The sequence below is a fragment of the Alishewanella sp. d11 genome (assembly GCF_049390205.1).
Lineage (GTDB): Bacteria > Pseudomonadota > Gammaproteobacteria > Enterobacterales > Alteromonadaceae > Alishewanella.
Window position 1 is genome coordinate 3,155,588 of record NZ_CP186547.1, and the last position, 17,665, is coordinate 3,173,252.

The following is a 17,665-nucleotide window of genomic DNA, read 5'->3' on the forward strand; positions in this document are numbered from 1 at the left end:
GAGGAGTGCTGATTTAAGTTTCTTTGGTAGTATGGCTTGACGTTTTCGCAGCTGTGTCGTTTTCGTGCTCAACATGCTCAACATGCTCAACATGCTCAACGTGCTCAAATGATTGGTCTGCGTTGCTTTGCACCGTATCCTTGGTCTCAGCTTGCGCTGTGGTGGAGGGATCCAGCTCACTACTAGGTTCATCACGCATTTGTTGTTGTACCAGCTCTTCATCTACCCTCGGATCGAGGGCGGCACCTAAGGGCGAAGAAACTAAATCCCCTGAGGCGACTTGATAATCTGATGACTGTTGTTGCGCTAACAGTTTTTTAGCGATTTTTTGATTGTAATTAACTTGGGTAAGACGCAAAAACAGAATGAGACAACACACCGCCATATATAAATACAGCATAGTGTTACCCAATAATTGCATTAAAAAGGACGCAAGTAGCGGGCCAAGTGTGGCACCAATACCAAAGGTGAGTAAGATCGTCGCCGACAACGCGACACGTTCGTTTTGTTCTATATTCTGATTGGCAAGAGCTGTTGCTAATGGATAAAGCGTAAAAGCGAGAATACCAAAGCAAAAGGTCATTAATAACAAGATCCATCCTGTTAGTGGTAGCAAAGAAATTGTCAATACTAGTAGCCCTAGCACGGCACTATTAAAACGTAGCAAGCGACTGCGCGGGATCCGATCAGATAACTTGCCCATTGGCCATTGCGAGAGTAACCCCGCCAGAATGGTCACGGACATAAAGGTCGCGACCTCGGCATTGCTTAACCCTGTACCTGCTGCAAAAGCGGGTGCTAAACCATAAAACGACCCTGAGATACCGCCAGCAATTAGGATAGTCGTCAGTGATTGTGGTACTTTACGCCAAAACGTCAGTATTTTCAGGGGAGCTGGGTGCAGCGGTTGTGGGTGAATACGACGGGTTAGGGCAATTGGCACTATACACAAGGCATAACAGATCCCAACTAAGAGTAAGGGTTGTAATCCTAATTCAGGAAAAAATGATAACAGCGTTTGGCCACCAATCATCCCGAGATAAGAGACAATCATATAACCTGCAAATACGGTACCTCGCTGATTACTTTCTGCTTGTTCATTTAGCCAACTCTCCAGCACCATGTATTGGCACATCATGCCAGTACCGACTATGAGTCTTAACACTAACCAAATTTCTAATACGTCTGTTAGGGCATGACCGAGCGCCGAGGCGGTGACGATCCCGGCACTGGCTACAAAGGTTCGAATATGCCCAACTCTAGCAATTAAGCGATGGCCCACTTTAGACCCTACAACAAGTCCAAAGTAGTAAGCAGACATCATGGCACCGATCCACAGTTGTGCAACACCATCCCTCGCTAAGGAAAGGCCAAGGTAAGTCGTCAGTAAGCCCGCACCAAGCACCATAATGAGCGTCGTGGAGAATAATGATGAAAAACTGCGAAACGGTGATGACATCCTGTAACCTCTTACCGATTAACCCTAACAGTATTTAGCCGCTATCTGTTTCAAGATAGCTTGCATAATCACATTATTTTACCCGCATACCGGGAGTAGCGCCGTTGTCTGGACTTAACAGGAAAATGTCACTACCACCGGGACCTGCGGCCAGAACCATCCCTTCGGATAAGCCAAAGCGCATTTTACGCGGAGCTAAGTTCGCCACCATAACAGTTTGTCTGCCAATTAAACTCTCTGGGCTATAGGCGGCTTTAATGCCAGCAAAAACTTGTCTAGTTTCACCCGCCCCGATATCTAAAGTGAGTTGCACTAGTTTATCTGCACCTTCTACTGCGCTCGCGGCAATGATTTTTGCTATGCGTAAATCGACTTTAAGAAAATCATCAATGCTAATTGTCTCGCTGATAGGATCGCGATCCATAGCAGCTTCGCCCGAGTCGCTACTGTCTTGATGAGTCGTCTTAGAGTTAGTGTCCACACTGTCGACAGTCGGTTGTAAGTTTTCTAGAGAGGCCGTGACCATCGCTTGTACTTTTAATGGATCAACGCGTTGCATCAAGGCTTTAAAAGGATTAATCGCATGATTTAGTAGGGGCGATTCAAAATTAGCCCAGAGCAGCTCTGTATTTAAAAATGCTTCGGTATCGGCCGCCATCTTGGGTAATACCGGTTTAAGATAGTGCATTAACACGCGGAATAAATTCAAGCCCATTGAGCAAACGTCATGTGCTTCCGTTTGCTTTGCTTCATCCTTAACCAATACCCAAGGCGCTTTAGCATCAATATATTGATTGGCCTTATCTGCTAGCGCCATGATATCGCGAATGGCCTTGGCAAATTCACGTTGCTCATAGCTTTGCGCTATGCTGTCACCTGCCTTGATAAAATCGGCAAAAAGCGCCGGTTCGGCTAAATTGGCAGACAGCTGACCAGCAAAGCGTTTACTAATAAAACCCGCACAACGACTGGCAATATTAACAACTTTACCGACTAGATCCGCGTTTACCTTTTGCGTGAAATCGTCTAAGTTGAGATCTAAATCTGTGATACCACTGGTAAGCTTTGAGGCGAAATAATAGCGCAAATATTCTGGATCTAAATGCTCTAGATAAGTCCGGGCTTTGATAAAGGTACCCCGTGACTTCGACATTTTTGCGCCATTGACGGTGACAAAACCATGCGCAAAAATGGCATTAGGTTTACGATAGCCTGCGCCGTGTAGCATCGCTGGCCAAAATAAGCTGTGGAAATAAATAATGTCTTTACCGATGAAATGGTAAATTTCAGCCTCAGCGTCTTTGGCCCAAAAGCTGTCAAAGTCGATACCGGTTTTGTCGCATAAATTCTTAAAGCTGGCCAGATAGCCAATAGGCGCGTCTAACCAGACATAAAAGAACTTGCCTGGTGCATCGGGTATCTCAAAACCAAAGTAAGGTGCATCACGGCTAATGTCCCACATTTGCAAGCCATCTTTAAACCACTCTTGCAGTTTATTCGCCATTTCCTCTTGCAGTGCACCACTGCGGGTCCACTCTTGCAGCATTTCAGCAAAAGCAGGCAAATCGAAGAAATAATGCTCGCTATCTTTTAACACCGGCGTTGCGCCTGATACCACAGAGCGCGGATTCTTTACTTCTGTTGGGCTATAAGTCGCGCCACAAACATCACAACTATCACCGTTTTGATCTAAGGCGCCACATTTAGGACAGTCACCTTTCACAAAGCGATCCGGCAAAAACATCTCTTTTTGTGGATCGTACAACTGACTGATGGTCTTGCGTTTGATATGGCCGGCCGCATTTAAGCGGTTATAAATTTGCTCGGCGAAAAAACGGTTTTCAGCACTATGGGTTGAATGATAGTTATCAAATGCAATCGCAAAGTCAGCAAAATCGGCCATATGCTCGATTTTGGTCTGGGCAATCATCTGCTCTGGACTGATCCCTTGCTGTTGCGCTTTGAGCATAATGGGGGTGCCATGCGCATCATCGGCACAAACGTAGTAACATTCATGGCCACGAGCTTTTTGAAAACGCGACCAAATGTCGGTTTGGATATATTCCAGTAAATGGCCGAGATGGATTGGGCCGTTAGCATAAGGTAGGGCGCTGGTGATCAAGATTTTCCGTATTGACATTGATAATAGCTCTTGCATAAATAACTGAAAATATGTGATGTAATGATACTATAGCCACCGTAAAATCGCATCCGGCAAAGTACATTTGCCAGATAAATTGCGTGTGTAGCAACGTTTTGGAGTAATAATGTTTAATTGGCTGAAAAAATCAGCAACAGCACAGGTGAAAAACGGGCTAGCTTCTACTGTCGACACGCCAGCAAAGGTTGCCGAGCAGGATCATGTAGCTCGGCAAATTGATATGCTCCGGCTTCGAGAGCCAGCCTTTAAACAGATTCAAACGATTATCTTGGTCGCGTCTGGCAAAGGTGGGGTAGGTAAGTCTACGACAGCGGCAAATTTAGCCATGGCGCTCGCTGCTTTAGGCGTGCGTACCGGTTTATTAGATGCCGATATTTACGGGCCCTCAGTGCCAACACTTTTTGCTTTGCAAGGTGAAAAAGTCACCTCGCCCGATAATAAACTGATGCTGCCATTGACGCGCCATGGCGTGACCTTGCAATCTATTGGTTTCTTAGTGGACCCAGCTCAGGCTTCTGTCTGGCGCGGTCCCATGGCCAGTCAGGCACTTTTGCAATTGCTTAATGAAACGCTTTGGCCAGAATTGGATGTCTTGTTAATCGATATGCCACCGGGTACTGGTGATATTCAATTGACCTTATCGCAAAAATTGCCAGTAACCGGCGCAGTGGTTGTGACGACACCGCAAGATCTGGCGTTAGCCGATGCCCAAAAAGCCATTGCCATGTTCAATCAGGTACAAATTCCGTTGTTGGGATTGGTTGAAAATATGAGTTTCTATCTTTGTCCAAGCTGTGGCAACCATGATGATGTGTTTGGCTCTGCTGGAGGATTAACATTAGCACAGCGCCATAACGTAGCGGTGCTGGGACAACTACCTTTGCAAGGGACTATTCGCTTACAAGCCGATAATGGCGTAGCATTATCGGCAGGCGATGTGCAGCTGAAAGACCTTTACGAAAATATTAGCCGGACGCTGTTACAGCGTTTAAGTGGCGAGCTACCGCAGCCTGTTGCGGTAGAGATTATAATAACGGATGACTAAAAATGAGATTATGTGACCGCGATATTGAACGCTATCTGGCGGAAGACAAAATACGGATTACCCCGCAACCTGACGCTGATATGATCAGTGGGGTCAGTGTGGATATCCGTTTAGGCAATAAATTTCGCGTTTTTCAGGCGCATGCCGCACCCTTTATTGATTTAAGTGGCCCGCGAGCCGAGGTTGATGCCGCGCTAAATTCCGTAATGAGTGATGAAATTGTACTCGCCGAAGACGGCGTTTTTATCTTGCACCCAGCAGAATTAGCCTTGGGCGTGACGTTAGAGTCAGTCACTTTACCGGCAGACATTGTTGGCTGGTTAGATGGTCGCTCATCTTTAGCTCGGCTGGGTTTAATGGTGCATGTTACCGCGCATCGGATCGATCCGGGTTGGTCGGGCAATATTGTGCTGGAATTTTATAATAGTGGTAAATTGCCCTTAGCCTTAAGGCCGCAGATGAAAATTGGTGCCCTAAACTTTGAGCTAATGACAGGGCCAGCCGATCGTCCCTATAACAAGAGAACGGATGCCAAATACAAAGAACAAACCGGCGCTGTAGCGAGTCGGATTGGCCAAGATGATAAAACCAGCTAGTTAACGACGCAAAATAAAAAGCCCACGCAAGGCGTGGGCAGAAAAGCTTATAAAGCAAAAATGAAGCGTGATGATTATGCAATAAAGTTGCATAGCTTGGCAATGTTGTGCCAAGAAAATTGCGTATTTTTTTGTTTATTTGCGCATTTTGTTAATTTTAAAAACGGTAGTTGACCTGCTTTAAGGAGTGCTATGAAACTTTACGGCTCACAAACGTCACCCTATGTCAGACGTCTTCGTCTATTACTTGCTAATCATTCTTATGAGTTTGTGAATATGCAGATCTTTGCCGAGGCGGATCGACAGCAATTACTGGCCTTAAATCCAACCTTAAAGATCCCTATGTTCGAACACGATGGTAAGGTTATTTTTGACTCTGGCGTCATCTACCGCTTTCTAGCTGCACAGCTTCAATTAACGCCTCTAAGCTGGTACCAAGAAAATCAGCTCACCGTGATTAACGCGGTGAACGATTCGTTGGTTTCGTTATTTCTCTGTCAGCGAAGCGGATTGGATACTAGCGAAGATCGTTTATTTTTCAATGCACAAAAAGAGCGTATTGCCGCTTCACTCTTTGTGTTAGAACAGCAAGCCGCGAATCAAGAATTTAGTGACTGGAATTATATTGCGATGTCGCTTTATTGCTTATTAGATTGGATATTGTTCCGAGAGCTGTTGGAGTTAGAGGATTATCCAGCCTTGTTGGCCTTTGTAAAAAATAATCAACAACAAAGTGCCATAGCAGAGAGTGATCCTCGGTTAAGCTAACCCATGATACTAATACCATCACCTGTTCAGTGTTTTTCTCGGGTGATGGTATAAACTGATTTTATTTGAAGTGACAATAGTTTACTTAAGTTTGACCGGTTCAATTAACACACTTTGTTGAGTGTCGGACAGCCATATTTGTCCTTCGCTGATATTACATTGCAAACTCATATTACGGTTTACCATGGTAGCCATGGCGTTAACAGCGTCTTCAGGAATGTCGAGGATACTGAGGTTTTGATAACGGGCGAGGGCAGCACTATGTTGTTTCCACCAAATGGGCACAACCCGTCCGCCATAGCAAAATAACTGTACTTGCTGTGCTCTGTTACAGGCTTTGCGTAGCCACTTTTCATCGGCTTGACCAAATTCTACCCATAACGCAATGGTACCCTCTAGCGTCAGCTCCCACAGTTCAGCTTGTTCTTCTTCGCTACTTAAGCCTTTAGTAAAGTGTAAGTTTTCACTGGCATTGAGCGCAAAAGCCAGCAAGCGTACCATCATGCGAGCATTATTTTCTGAAGGATGTTGCGCTAAGGTCAAGCTGTGATCAGCATAATAATGCCGATCCATGTCGGCAATTTGTAATTGAACTTTAAACACTGTGGCTTTAAGTGCCATAATTTGTTCCGATAAATACAAAAAGGCATTATAGCATAATGCCTTTTTAGCCTTAAATGACCCGTTAGCTAAAGCGTGGTCGCATAGTGATAAAGTGCTTTCAAAATGGCCAATTTGCGCTCATCGTCACTGTGTTGATGCGCCAAATTTTCCAAGGCTAGGCTAAACTGCTCAAAAGTTAAATTAGGGTTATCCACACCTTGCATTAACTTATCGGTGCGATAACGTTGCCATTTTTGTAATTCACTGTCCGTCAGTGTCAAAGGATAATTCCTTGCGCGGTATAAAAACAGCAGACGATTTAATCGCTCATCGCTAAACACCGGTGGCTCGGCTGCTAGCAGCAGAGGGTCTTGTTGATGCAGGAGCTGCATTTTTTGCTTATCTGCTTCATTAATAAACCCTGCGTAGAGTTGATAATCAGGGTTCGTCTCTGCTGCAAATGCCGCTTGCTGGTCATATAGCGCAAGTACTTTTTGTTGTACCTCACGGTGTTGTTTAAACCATTCTAAATGACGCAGACAGGTGGAGCGATCAATACCTAATTCTGTAGCACGTTCTACGGTTAAGGTTTTAGCATTAGCGAGAACCGGGCATTTATTCAGATGTAGTAGCTTTAAGCCAAGGCGTTGTTCCCCCTCAGCTAAATCGGCGGTTTTTTGGAACAGTTTTCTCTGTAAGGTCTCAAGATCATCGTCCAGTAATGGCGTTGGATCATGCTGTAAGTTATAACAAATTACCGCATTTTTATTCGTTGGATGAAAAGCCAAAGGCACTATCCAACTGACACAACCTTGTATTGCAGGAAATTTGGACGAGACATGAACCAACGGGGTTAAACCTGCCACATCAATCAGCTCACTGACTTTTTGTTTTTTTCTTAGTTCGAATAAGTAAGCAAATAACTTCGGCTGTTGTGTTTTAACAAGCTTTGCCATGCTAATCGTTGCGTAGACATCAGCCAGGGCATCGTGAGCGTTTGCATGGGCTAAACCATTTATCTTGGTTAAGTCTTCTAATCTGAAGCTTGGACTGCCGTCTTCTTTTAGTGGCCAAATGATACCTGCTGGCCTTAGGGCATAACAGGCGCGAATCACATCAATTAAGTCCCAGCGGCTATTACCATGCTGCCATTCACGGCCGTAGGGCTCATAAAAATTACGGTATAAGCTGTAACGCGTTACCTCGTCATCAAAGCGCAAACTGTTATAACCGAGTACACAAGTATTAGGTTGGCTAAACGCGGCCAAAATATTCTGCATAAATTCGGTTTCAGGTAAGCCTTTCTTATTACAGAGTTGGGGGGTTAAACCGGTGATTAAGGCTGCTGCTGGGTGTGGCAAATAATCATTGGCTAATTGGCAATACCACATATCGGGCTCGCTAATAATATTCAGCTCTAAATCGGTTCTAATGCCGGCAAATTGGGCTGGACGATCGCGTTTTGGATCTACTCCCCAAGTTTCAAAATCATAAAAATACAAAGACGGTAAAGTATCCATATCTAACCTTGTATATAAATAGAGCTTACTAATAGCGAGCTGGCACGTGTGCTGAGTTATGACGTTTAAGTAGATAATAGTATCGTAATTACTCCGATGCGCACAGGTTGAATTCAACAGACTTGCTGTTATAACAGGTGTACCTATAATATTTCTGCTATGATATTGAATTAGATATAAATGTAAGAGTGCTATGAGATGTCGCTATTAAGGCGTTATAGCAAATGTGTGGACGCTGTGACGAAAAATTGCGTTCCATGGCCATAGCATTAATAGGTAGTAATAGGCTTGCAGCCAAAGACTGCGTAAAGGTTGAAAAAATGAGAAAAAACTTGCCGGTCACGAATCAACGTAGAACCTTTAAACCAGAACAGAGACTTATTTCGGTAACCGACACTAAAGGTATTATTACAGATTGTAATGACGCCTTTGTTGCAATAAGTGGTTATAGTAAAACGGAGCTAATTGGCCAGCCTCATAATATAGTGCGTCATCCAGATATGCCGCCTGCTGCCTATGCCAATATGTGGTCTTATCTTAAACAAGGTAAGTCTTGGATGGGCTTGGTGAAGAATCGCTGTAAAAATGGTGATTATTATTGGGTGGATGCCTATGTGATGCCGATTAGCGAAAAAGGCCAAATTGTTGGTTACGAATCGGTTCGCACTTGCCCTAAAGAGCAGGATGTCGCCCGTGCTGAAAAGCTATACCAAAAAATTAATGCTGGTGGACAAACACGGACACTGCCGGACGCCGCCGTGCTTATTAGTCTCGTCACTGTGTTGCTGTTTTTGGCGGCCTGGTTTTGGGTGAGTTTGGCCGTGGCGCAATGGGTTGCTATAACAGGTTTAATCAGCTTAGTGCTGTTTTTCCAACTGCGTCGGCAAAAGCTGTTTAGTGAATTAGATATTCTACTGCCTGGTGCGTTTAAAGATATGCTCGCTGTGCAAAGTTATACAGATGACCATTCTGTTTCTGGCGCATTAAAAGTCAGCATTTTAAGTGAGCGGGCGCATTTGTCGACAATGTTAACGCGGATTGAACATGCGGCGCAGAGTGTCGCGGATTACTCTGAACGTGGCTTAGCGTTAATGAAGGGCGCGACCACGGAAATCGATCGTCAACAAGCTGAAACAATGCAAGTCGCCACTGCCATGAATCAAATGAGTACAACCATTGCAGAAGTGGCCCACCATGTCAGCGATACCGCAACTCAAGCCGATAAAGCCAATCATTTGGCAACAAAAGGCAATCAAATTGCTGAAGTGACCCGAAATTCAATTGAAAAATTACGGGATACGGTGGCGAGTATTGGTCGTTCGGTGACGGATGTGTCTGAACAAACCGGTAAGATTGCCACTGCGGCAGAATTGATTGAACAGATTGCAGATCAAACCAACTTACTGGCGTTAAACGCGGCTATTGAAGCGGCTCGCGCTGGCGAACAAGGTCGGGGCTTTGCTGTGGTGGCAGAAGAGGTGCGTAATTTGGCGCAGCGGACACAACAGTCAACCAAAGACATTTATGGCATCGTGGCTGAACTGACCGCCAGAGCCGGCACTGCGGTACTGGTGGCTGAACAAGGCGCTAATGATGCTGATGCGGGTTTACAAAAAGTGCTAGAAAGTGGTGAAATGCTTACTGGTATCAAATCTTCGGTGAATCATATTGCGAATATGTCAACACAAATGGCTGCGGCTGTGGAAGAGCAAGCTCATGTAGCGGATGACATTAACCGGCAGGTGGTGAGTATTTCTGCATTAGCGGAGCAGAGCACTCAAGCGGCTAATCAAGCAGCTAACGCTCTTAGTCAGCTAAAAGCAGTATCAGATGATCTGGCTGATTTAGTGCATCGTTTTAAGCGTTAATAATGAATAATAATTGCCTCTTAGGTCAATGAGAGGCATGCTAACCTCACCTAGGGTAGGTAATTATAGCGCCACATTAGGCACGTTAAGTCTTGCTTTGCGCTAAAGTCTGAGATGGTTTGATAAGGTAGAGTTGATGTTGAGTTCACTGCGCAGCCAGTTAACCTTTTTGTTAGTCGCATTGCTATTATTCTTAGCACTGGTAACGGGTTACGCGACACTGAATACCATGCGCCAGGACAGTGAACAACAAGCTCGACAAATTCTCAAAGTTGCCACTAATGTCTTTAGACAAACCTTACAGGTACGTAGTGATCAGTTAACTAGTAGTGTGCGACTATTAGCCGCTGATTTTGGTTTTCGGCAGGCTGTGGCTACGGCAGAGCAAGCTACCATTCAAAGTGTGTTGGACAATCATGGTGCTAGAATTAATGCTGATCTGGCGCTGTTATTCTCATTAGATGGACGCCTGCTTGCCTCAACTTTACCTATAGCCGATGACACGACGTTGCAGCAACGTTTCCAACAGGCTCAAGCAAGCCAAGGCGCTTTTGCCGATATTGTCAGTATAGAAAATGACGCCTATCAAATTGTATTGGTTCCTGTACGCGCGCCGCAAGTTATTGCCTGGGTTGGAATGGGTTTTGCTGTTGATGCGCAGCTAGCGTTACAAATTCAAGCTATTACTGGGCTGGATGTTAGTTTTAGTCAGAAAAGTTATGCTCAGGACATTATTATTAGCTCGACGCTCAGTGAAGATTTACAGCAAGCGGTAACACAACAGTTAGTACAATCAGTATTAAGCGATGAAAAAATTGTTGCGGATTTACCGCTAAACTATATTGCACAGACCTTTTCTTTGGATCAACAACAGCAATTATGGGCTTTTTTACATCTGCCTAATGAGCGTTGGTTGGCTAATTATCAACGCTTGCGTAGTCAATTATTTCAAATATTTAGCCTTGGCCTTGCATTGGCCTTAGTCATTGCTTTTTTTTACACACGCAGTGTTACTCGACCTCTAGATAAATTGGTTAAGTTTGCCACGGCTATTGGTCAAGGCGCGAATATCGCGCCGCCTTCGGTAAAGCTGGCAGAGATTGGGCTGCTCGCTAATACCTTATCCGTGATGCGTAATGCCATCTTTCAACGTGAGACCGAGCTAAAACAGCAAGCGCAACGTGATCCTTTGACGGGGCTTGGTAACCGCTTGGCGGTAGATAAACATTTACCGCAGATTTTAAATGAAGCCTCAGGCCAATTACTGCAACTTAATATCGCCAAATTTAAGCATGTTAATGCCAGTTTTGGTTTTAGTAATGGCGATATGCTGTTACAACAGCTAGCAACACGTTTGCAGGACAATACCCAGATACGTTTCGCCGCTCGGTTAGGCGCAGATGAGTTTTTGTTAGTGCTTGCCTCTGGTTTAACCGAGGATGATGTGGCTTTGTTATTAGCAGAATTGAGCCGACCTTTTGACTTGTCTGGCTCAATTATTAGTTTGTCACTCGTTTGTGGTGGTTATCGTTATCTGCAAGCTGAAGAGGACGTCAATACGGTTTTAAGACGTTTGGGTATTGCTTTGAATTCAGCAAAACAACAAGGTGTTGCGCTGGCACTTTATCAAAGCGGTCAAGATGAGAGCCATCAACGTGAACTGACGATCATTCGTGATTTACCCCATGCTCTTACTAGTGGGCAGCTGTTTATTGTTTACCAGCCTAAAGTCGATATAGTGGCACAACGTGCCGTCAGTGCAGAAGCCTTAATTCGCTGGCAGCACCCCGAGTTAGGGTTTATTTCTCCTATTGAATTTATTTTATTAGCGGAGCGATCTGGCAATATCAGTTTAATTTCGCATTGGATGTTACAGAACGTGATTGCGCAGTTAGCGAATTGGTTACCGAGTCATCCAGATCTGTGTATTGCTGTAAATTTATCGGCGGATGATCTGCTTGATGAGCAATTACCCGCAAAAATTTTGGCTTGGTTAACCGCAAAGCAAGTACCTGTTTCGGCACTGAGCTTGGAAGTAACTGAAAGTGCCGTGATGCAAGATACCAATAAAGCCATCGGTAATTTGCAGCAATTAAAGGACACAGGTATTCAATTGGCCATTGATGATTTTGGTACCGGACAATCTTCGCTAGCCTATTTAAAAAGCTTACCTGTACATGAGGTTAAAATCGATCGTGCCTTTATCAAAGATATTGAACATAATTTACAAGATGAGTTGATTGTCCAAGCTACCACTAGACTGGCACGGGGTCTTGGTTTAAAAGTGACCGCAGAAGGCTTAGAAAATCAAGCCGGTTTAAGTCGCGTCTTAGCTGCGGGTTGCCAACAAGTTCAGGGCTACTATTTTTCTAAACCGCTTACGGCAGAGGCGTTTAGTCACTGGCTTACGGCGTTTCTAACAGAAAAAACACATTATTTCACTGCTGTAACGGATCCTGCCAACCACGAAGATGTTGTTCAATAAAGTGTTGTAGTTTTAGTGCGGCTTGCGGTAAGCGTTTATTACTATGCTGCACGAGATACCAGTGACTTCTTAACGGGAAGCCCGCTACATTAAGCACTGCAAGCTGTTGTCGCAGATAGGGTGATAAGGTATGTGCAGATAATACTGCTAGGCCTAATCCCGCAACGACACTAAGTCGTATGGCTTCATTGGTTTCCATTTGCATGCTATGTCGCAGTTCTATTGCTTGGCTACTTAGCCAGGCATCAAACGTCATCCGGGTCGCAGAGCCCGGTTCACGTAGTAAAAAGCGCTCCTTTCCTAATTGATTAAAATTCAAGGCAACAGCTTTCGCTGCCCAATGATCTTTTGGCGCGACAATATAGAGTGGATTCGCTACAACAGAATGGGCGTGGACTTTATCACCACGCGGCGGGTGGCTAAATAAATAGAGATGATCTTGTTGCTGCTCGAAGCGTTCTAAAATTCGCGCTCGGTTACCAATATGCAGGGTCACCTGTACGGCAGGGTAAGCTTGATCAAAGGCGGCTAAGATCTGTGGTAGCAAATATTGCGCTGTATTGACTACCGCCAACGAAATACTGCCACTGCTACCCGATCGTTGCTGGCTTAATTGCTGAGTGAATTCGGATATCCGTTCATCAATATCCTGTACCGTTTGGTAGAGTAGTTCACCCGCAGCGGTGAGTTGTAATTTTTGTTGCTGGTAATCAAACAGCGGTTCACCAATGATGTCCCCCAGCTTTTTTAATTGCAAAGATACCGTGGGTTGCGTCAAATGCAAGATGCGTGCAGCGGCAGTCACACTGCCACTTTGTACTACTTGACGAAAAACTTGTAACAAACGAAAACTCAGGTGGCGCTGATCCATTTATAATTATCTATATCTATTGGCAATATTATTAATTAGCACAAAGGCGACTAAGCAGGCAAGATCTTTGGCAAATTAAAGGAGCTGATAATGCCTGATGTTGTAATCATGTTTTTTGCTTTGGGGCTAATTGCTGGCTTAGTAAAGTCAGACTTAAAAGTACCAGTGCCAATATATGAAACCCTATCAATCTTACTGATGTTAACCATTGGTCTCAAAGGCGGCATGGCGTTGCATGGGGTGCCTTTGTTACCTTTATTGCCAGAATTAGGCGCCATTGTACTGGCAGGTGCTTTACTGCCTTTACTGCTTTACCCCTTATTAAGACAGTTTGTTAAATTAGACAGCGCCAATGCTGCCAGTATCGCCGCGCATTATGGCTCAGTAAGTGCGGGTACTTTTGCCGTAGTGCTTGCCGTCGCAGCCAGCCATAATTTATTAATGTCGCCTCAAACGACCTTGTATTTAGTCTTATTAGAATTACCGGCGATAGTGGTGATGTTATGGCTTTATCGCTATTTAAATGGCAGTAAAGCGAGCGGTCTTGCCATTTTACATGAAGCCTTGACCAGTCGCGGGGTGTTATTGTTAGTCGGTGGCATGCTGATTGGGGCTTTATATGGTTCAGAGGGACTGTCGCAGATCTCGCCGATCTTATTTGGCGGCTTTAAGACCTTACTGGCCTTGTTTTTATTAGAAATGGGCTTGTGCACTGCCAGAGTGTGCCAACCTTTACCTTGGCGTTACTGGCGCTTAATGCTGTTTGCGTTTTGCATGCCGCCGTTGCTCGCCCTATTGGGGATTGGTTTAGCGGCACTCTTAAGTTTACCACAAGGTAGCACCTTAATTCTTGCAACGTTAATGGCAAGCGCCTCCTATATTGCGGCGCCTGCTGCCATTCGCGCCGCGATCCCTCAGGCGGATATCGGTTTAGCGTTACTCGCGGCACTGGGCATTAGTTTTCCTTTTAATATCTTAATTGGCATCCCGCTCTACCTCAGTTGGATCACCAGCTAAGTGGCTGCTTAAGTACCACAGAATGTTTGGCAAACGCGTTCTTGTGGTACTGCCGGTTGTTGGAAAGGCGCATTTTCTGTGGTCGCGCTGTAAGGGGTTTGCCAGAGACGATGCAGTTGATTAAAGAGGGTTAAATCACCTGTGGTCGTGACATTATCAATCACGCGCTGAATCAGATGATTGCGCGGAATTAACACTGGATTCGTTTTGTTCATTAAGGCCAGAGGATCTTGGCCTAGACGCTCTTCTGCTTTAAGCCGATCTTGCCAACGTGATTGCCAAGCTTGCCAGCGTTCAGGGGCAACTTGCTGCGATAAATAGCCCTGTTGCGGCGAGCTTAAATCACGAAAGGACAGAGTAAAATCACTGTCGCTCTCGGCTAACAGTGTCAGAAAATCATCGATCAAGAGTTTATCTGTGGACTCTGCAGCGCTGATCCCCAACTTAGCGGCAAAATGCGTTAGCCAGTAGTGTTGATAAATTTCCGGGAATCGATTCAAGCTATCCACCGCTAAGGCAATGGCCTGCTCTTGAGAGGTATTAATCAACGTCAGCAGTGCTTCAGCTAAACGCGCTAAGTTCCACTGTGCAACGGCGGGTTGATTTTTATACGCATAGCGCCCTTGTTGATCGATATAGCTAAAAACCTGTGTGGGGTTATAGCTTTCCATAAAAGCGCAAGGACCATAATCAATAGTTTCACCACTAAGCGTCATATTATCGGTATTCATTACGCCATGAATAAAGCCAAGACTCATCCACTGTGCAACTAAGGCGGCTTGTCGGTCAATTACTTTTTGCAGTAGCGCTAAATAGGGGTTTTCTGCAGTGTGGCAGCTCGGGTAATGCCGACTGATCACATAGTCTGCGAGCGTTTTAATTACGCTAGGGTCTTGTCGGTTTGCCGCATATTGCATCGTGCCTATTCGAAGATGGCTGCTGGCTACCCGAGTAAGAATGGCGCCTGGCAGAGCTTCGTCTCGATGTACCCATTCACCGCTAGATACAGCGGCTAAAGCTCGCGTTGTTGGTACACCAAGCGCATGCATGGCTTCACTGACCAGATATTCCCGAATCACCGGCCCTATTGGAGAGCGGCCATCGCCACCCCGAGAAAAAGGGGTACGGCCAGCGCCTTTTAACTGTACATCCTGCAACTGGCCTGCTTGATTTCGCAGCTCTGCTAGCAAAATCGCTCTACCATCGCCCAAGCGCGGCACATAGTTAGCAAATTGATGACCAGCATAAGCCTGAGCCAGAGGGGAAGCCCAATCAGGTAATTGATTACCGCTAAATAAACCCAAACCTGCCTCTGTTCCCCAAAATGTTTCAGGTAAGCCAAGCTCGGCAGCTAGCGTCTGATTAAACGCCAGATATTGCGGTGTTTTCACCGGTGTAGGTTGGCAATCTGCATAGCAGTCACTTGGTAATTGCCGATAGCTTTGTTCGTTGATTAGCGGCTGCATGCCAAACTCACTGTTATCAAAAATGGTTGACTAGTTTACTAGGGTATTCGGTTACTGACAATCAATGTCATTAATCCGCTTACTGCGACCAAAGTACAGTCTTTTTTACCTAGGCAGTTAAGTATGCTGGTCTAGAATATATAACGTACAAAATAATGATGGGCTTTTTATGCGGTGGGCTCAATAAATTAAACCTTAACACGAGGTAGACACCATGATTTATGCACAACCAGGTCAGCCAGATGCGCTCGTTTCTGTAAAAGCGCAATATGCTAACTTTATCAACGGTCAATGGCTGGCGCCGGTAAAAGGGCAGTATTTTGAGAATATTTCTCCGGTAACGGGCAATGTTTTTTGTCAAATTCCGCGTTCAACAGCCGAGGATATCGAGTTAGCCTTGGATGCCGCCCATGCAGCTAAAGATGCATGGGGAAAAATGTCCGTGACGCAGCGCTCAAATATTTTACTGAAAGTGGCCGACAGATTAGAGCAGAACTTAGAAATGATGGCCATTGCAGAAACCTGGGATAACGGTAAAGCCGTGCGAGAAACGCTCAATGCTGATGTGCCCTTAGCGGTCGATCATTTCCGCTACTTTGCCGCGGCCATTCGCGCCCAAGAAGGTTCTATCGGTGAAATTGATCAAAATACCGTTGCTTATCATTTCCATGAGCCATTGGGCGTGGTAGGGCAAATTATTCCATGGAATTTTCCACTGTTGATGGCCGCGTGGAAACTGGCGCCGGCTTTGGCAAGTGGTAATTGTGTTGTGCTAAAACCCGCTGAACAAACACCATGGTCTATTTTAAAATTTGTCGAGTTAATTGCTGATCTCCTGCCAGCCGGTGTACTCAATGTGGTCAATGGCTTTGGTCGTGAAGCGGGCGAGGCGTTGGCGACCAGTAAAAGGATCGCTAAAATTGCTTTTACCGGCTCGACTCCAACAGGTTCGCATATCTTAAAGTGCGCAGCTGAGAACATCATTCCCTCTACCGTAGAGTTGGGCGGAAAATCGCCCAATATCTATTTCCCTGATGTATTTAACCATGAAGATGCTTACTTGGATAAGTGTATCGAAGGCGTGGTTTTGGCTTTTTTCAATCAAGGTGAAGTGTGCACTTGTCCATCGCGTCTGCTGGTGCATGAAAGCATTTATGAACGTTTTATCAAAAAAGTGATTGCACGTACCAAGTTGATTAAAAGAGGTAACCCTTTAGATACGGATACCATGGTTGGTGCGCAGGCTTCGGCACAGCAATTTGATAAAATTATGCACTATTTTACGATTGGTCGGGCAGAAGGCGCGGAGATTTTATTAGGGGGAGACAAAGAGCAGCTCAATGATGATTTATCTGCAGGCTATTATATCCAGCCGACGTTAATTAAAGGGCATAATAAAATGCGGGTCTTTCAGGAAGAGATCTTTGGCCCTGTCGTGTCGGTGACAACCTTTAAAGATGAGGCAGAAGCCTTGGCAATTGCAAATGATTCAGAATTTGGCTTAGGCGCAGGGCTTTGGACGCGCGATATGAATTTGGCTTATCGGATGGGCCGAGGCTTAGAAGCGGGTAGGGTCTGGACCAATTGTTATCATCACTATCCCGCACATGCTGCCTTTGGCGGGTATAAAAAATCGGGAGTGGGTCGGGAGAATCATAAGATGATGTTAAATCATTACCAGCAGACGAAAAACATGCTGGTAAGCTACGATATCAATCCGATGGGGTTCTTCTAAACGCGATCTGAATCGCGCTATCTGACCAAAAACCGCCAGCGCCCGCTGGCGGAATTGTTGCGGCTTGCATA

At 45.3% G+C, this 17,665-nt stretch carries 13 protein-coding genes; 7 read left to right on the forward strand and 6 right to left on the reverse strand.

Going from position 1 to position 17,665, the window contains the following annotated elements:
- Positions 1 to 13 precede the first annotated feature (13 nt).
- Positions 14 to 1,459, reverse strand: a complete 1,446-nt coding sequence (locus ACO1PK_RS14300) for an MFS transporter (RefSeq protein WP_423186280.1) — start codon at positions 1,457 to 1,459, stop codon at positions 14 to 16.
- A 73-nt stretch (positions 1,460 to 1,532) separates the two neighbouring features.
- Positions 1,533 to 3,599 carry a methionine--tRNA ligase gene (gene metG, locus ACO1PK_RS14305; RefSeq protein ID WP_423186281.1) on the reverse strand — a complete coding sequence of 689 codons (2,067 nt, stop codon included), beginning with the start codon at positions 3,597 to 3,599 and terminating at the stop codon, positions 1,533 to 1,535.
- 127 nt (positions 3,600 to 3,726) lie between these two features.
- Between metG and apbC the strand changes: the two genes are divergently transcribed.
- From apbC to ACO1PK_RS14320, 3 genes are all read left to right on the forward strand, one after another.
- Positions 3,727 to 4,665, forward strand: a complete 939-nt coding sequence (gene apbC, locus ACO1PK_RS14310) for an iron-sulfur cluster carrier protein ApbC (RefSeq protein WP_423186282.1) — start codon at positions 3,727 to 3,729, stop codon at positions 4,663 to 4,665.
- Between the two features lie 2 nt (positions 4,666 to 4,667).
- Positions 4,668 to 5,261: a dCTP deaminase gene (dcd, locus tag ACO1PK_RS14315; protein ID WP_423186283.1), complete on the forward strand. Its 594-nt coding sequence runs from the start codon at positions 4,668 to 4,670 to the stop codon at positions 5,259 to 5,261.
- A gap of 192 nt (positions 5,262 to 5,453) precedes the next feature.
- A complete protein-coding gene (locus ACO1PK_RS14320; protein ID WP_423186284.1) occupies positions 5,454 to 6,029 on the forward strand; it encodes a glutathione S-transferase family protein in 576 nt (191 codons plus the stop codon).
- Between the two features lie 81 nt (positions 6,030 to 6,110).
- Here the strand turns inward: ACO1PK_RS14320 and ACO1PK_RS14325 are convergent, their stop codons facing one another.
- Together ACO1PK_RS14325 and sbcB are read right to left on the reverse strand one after the other, a co-directional pair.
- On the reverse strand, positions 6,111 to 6,650 hold the full coding sequence (locus ACO1PK_RS14325; protein WP_423186285.1) for a YaeQ family protein: 540 nt from the start codon (positions 6,648 to 6,650) through the stop codon (positions 6,111 to 6,113).
- Positions 6,651 to 6,718: 68 nt separating this feature from the next.
- The gene (gene sbcB, locus ACO1PK_RS14330) at positions 6,719 to 8,152 is read right to left on the reverse strand and encodes an exodeoxyribonuclease I (RefSeq protein ID WP_423186286.1); all 1,434 of its coding nucleotides are present in this window, start codon (positions 8,150 to 8,152) and stop codon (positions 6,719 to 6,721) included.
- Positions 8,153 to 8,472: 320 nt separating this feature from the next.
- On the opposite strand from sbcB, the gene ACO1PK_RS14335 reads away from it, so the two are divergent.
- The gene (locus ACO1PK_RS14335) at positions 8,473 to 10,020 is read left to right on the forward strand and encodes a methyl-accepting chemotaxis protein (RefSeq protein ID WP_423186287.1); all 1,548 of its coding nucleotides are present in this window, start codon (positions 8,473 to 8,475) and stop codon (positions 10,018 to 10,020) included.
- A gap of 136 nt (positions 10,021 to 10,156) precedes the next feature.
- Positions 10,157 to 12,505, forward strand: coding sequence for a putative bifunctional diguanylate cyclase/phosphodiesterase (locus ACO1PK_RS14340; RefSeq protein ID WP_423186288.1), 2,349 nt, complete (start codon positions 10,157 to 10,159; stop codon positions 12,503 to 12,505).
- Here ACO1PK_RS14340 and ACO1PK_RS14345 read toward each other — a convergent pair.
- On the reverse strand, positions 12,459 to 13,376 hold the full coding sequence (locus ACO1PK_RS14345; protein ID WP_423186289.1) for a LysR family transcriptional regulator: 918 nt from the start codon (positions 13,374 to 13,376) through the stop codon (positions 12,459 to 12,461). The two genes, ACO1PK_RS14340 and ACO1PK_RS14345, sit on opposite strands and share 47 nt — an antisense overlap.
- A 90-nt stretch (positions 13,377 to 13,466) precedes the next feature.
- Here ACO1PK_RS14345 and ACO1PK_RS14350 point away from each other — a divergent pair, with 90 nt between their 5' ends.
- Positions 13,467 to 14,393, forward strand: coding sequence for a sodium-dependent bicarbonate transport family permease (locus tag ACO1PK_RS14350; RefSeq protein WP_423186290.1), 927 nt, complete (start codon positions 13,467 to 13,469; stop codon positions 14,391 to 14,393).
- A gap of 8 nt (positions 14,394 to 14,401) precedes the next feature.
- Here ACO1PK_RS14350 and ACO1PK_RS14355 read toward each other — a convergent pair whose 3' ends face one another.
- On the reverse strand, positions 14,402 to 15,859 hold the full coding sequence (locus ACO1PK_RS14355; RefSeq protein ID WP_423186291.1) for a protein adenylyltransferase SelO: 1,458 nt from the start codon (positions 15,857 to 15,859) through the stop codon (positions 14,402 to 14,404).
- A gap of 214 nt (positions 15,860 to 16,073) precedes the next feature.
- Here ACO1PK_RS14355 and ACO1PK_RS14360 point away from each other — a divergent pair, with 214 nt between their 5' ends.
- On the forward strand, positions 16,074 to 17,594 hold the full coding sequence (locus tag ACO1PK_RS14360) for an aldehyde dehydrogenase family protein (RefSeq protein WP_423186292.1): 1,521 nt from the start codon (positions 16,074 to 16,076) through the stop codon (positions 17,592 to 17,594).
- Positions 17,595 to 17,665: the final 71 nt, after the last annotated feature.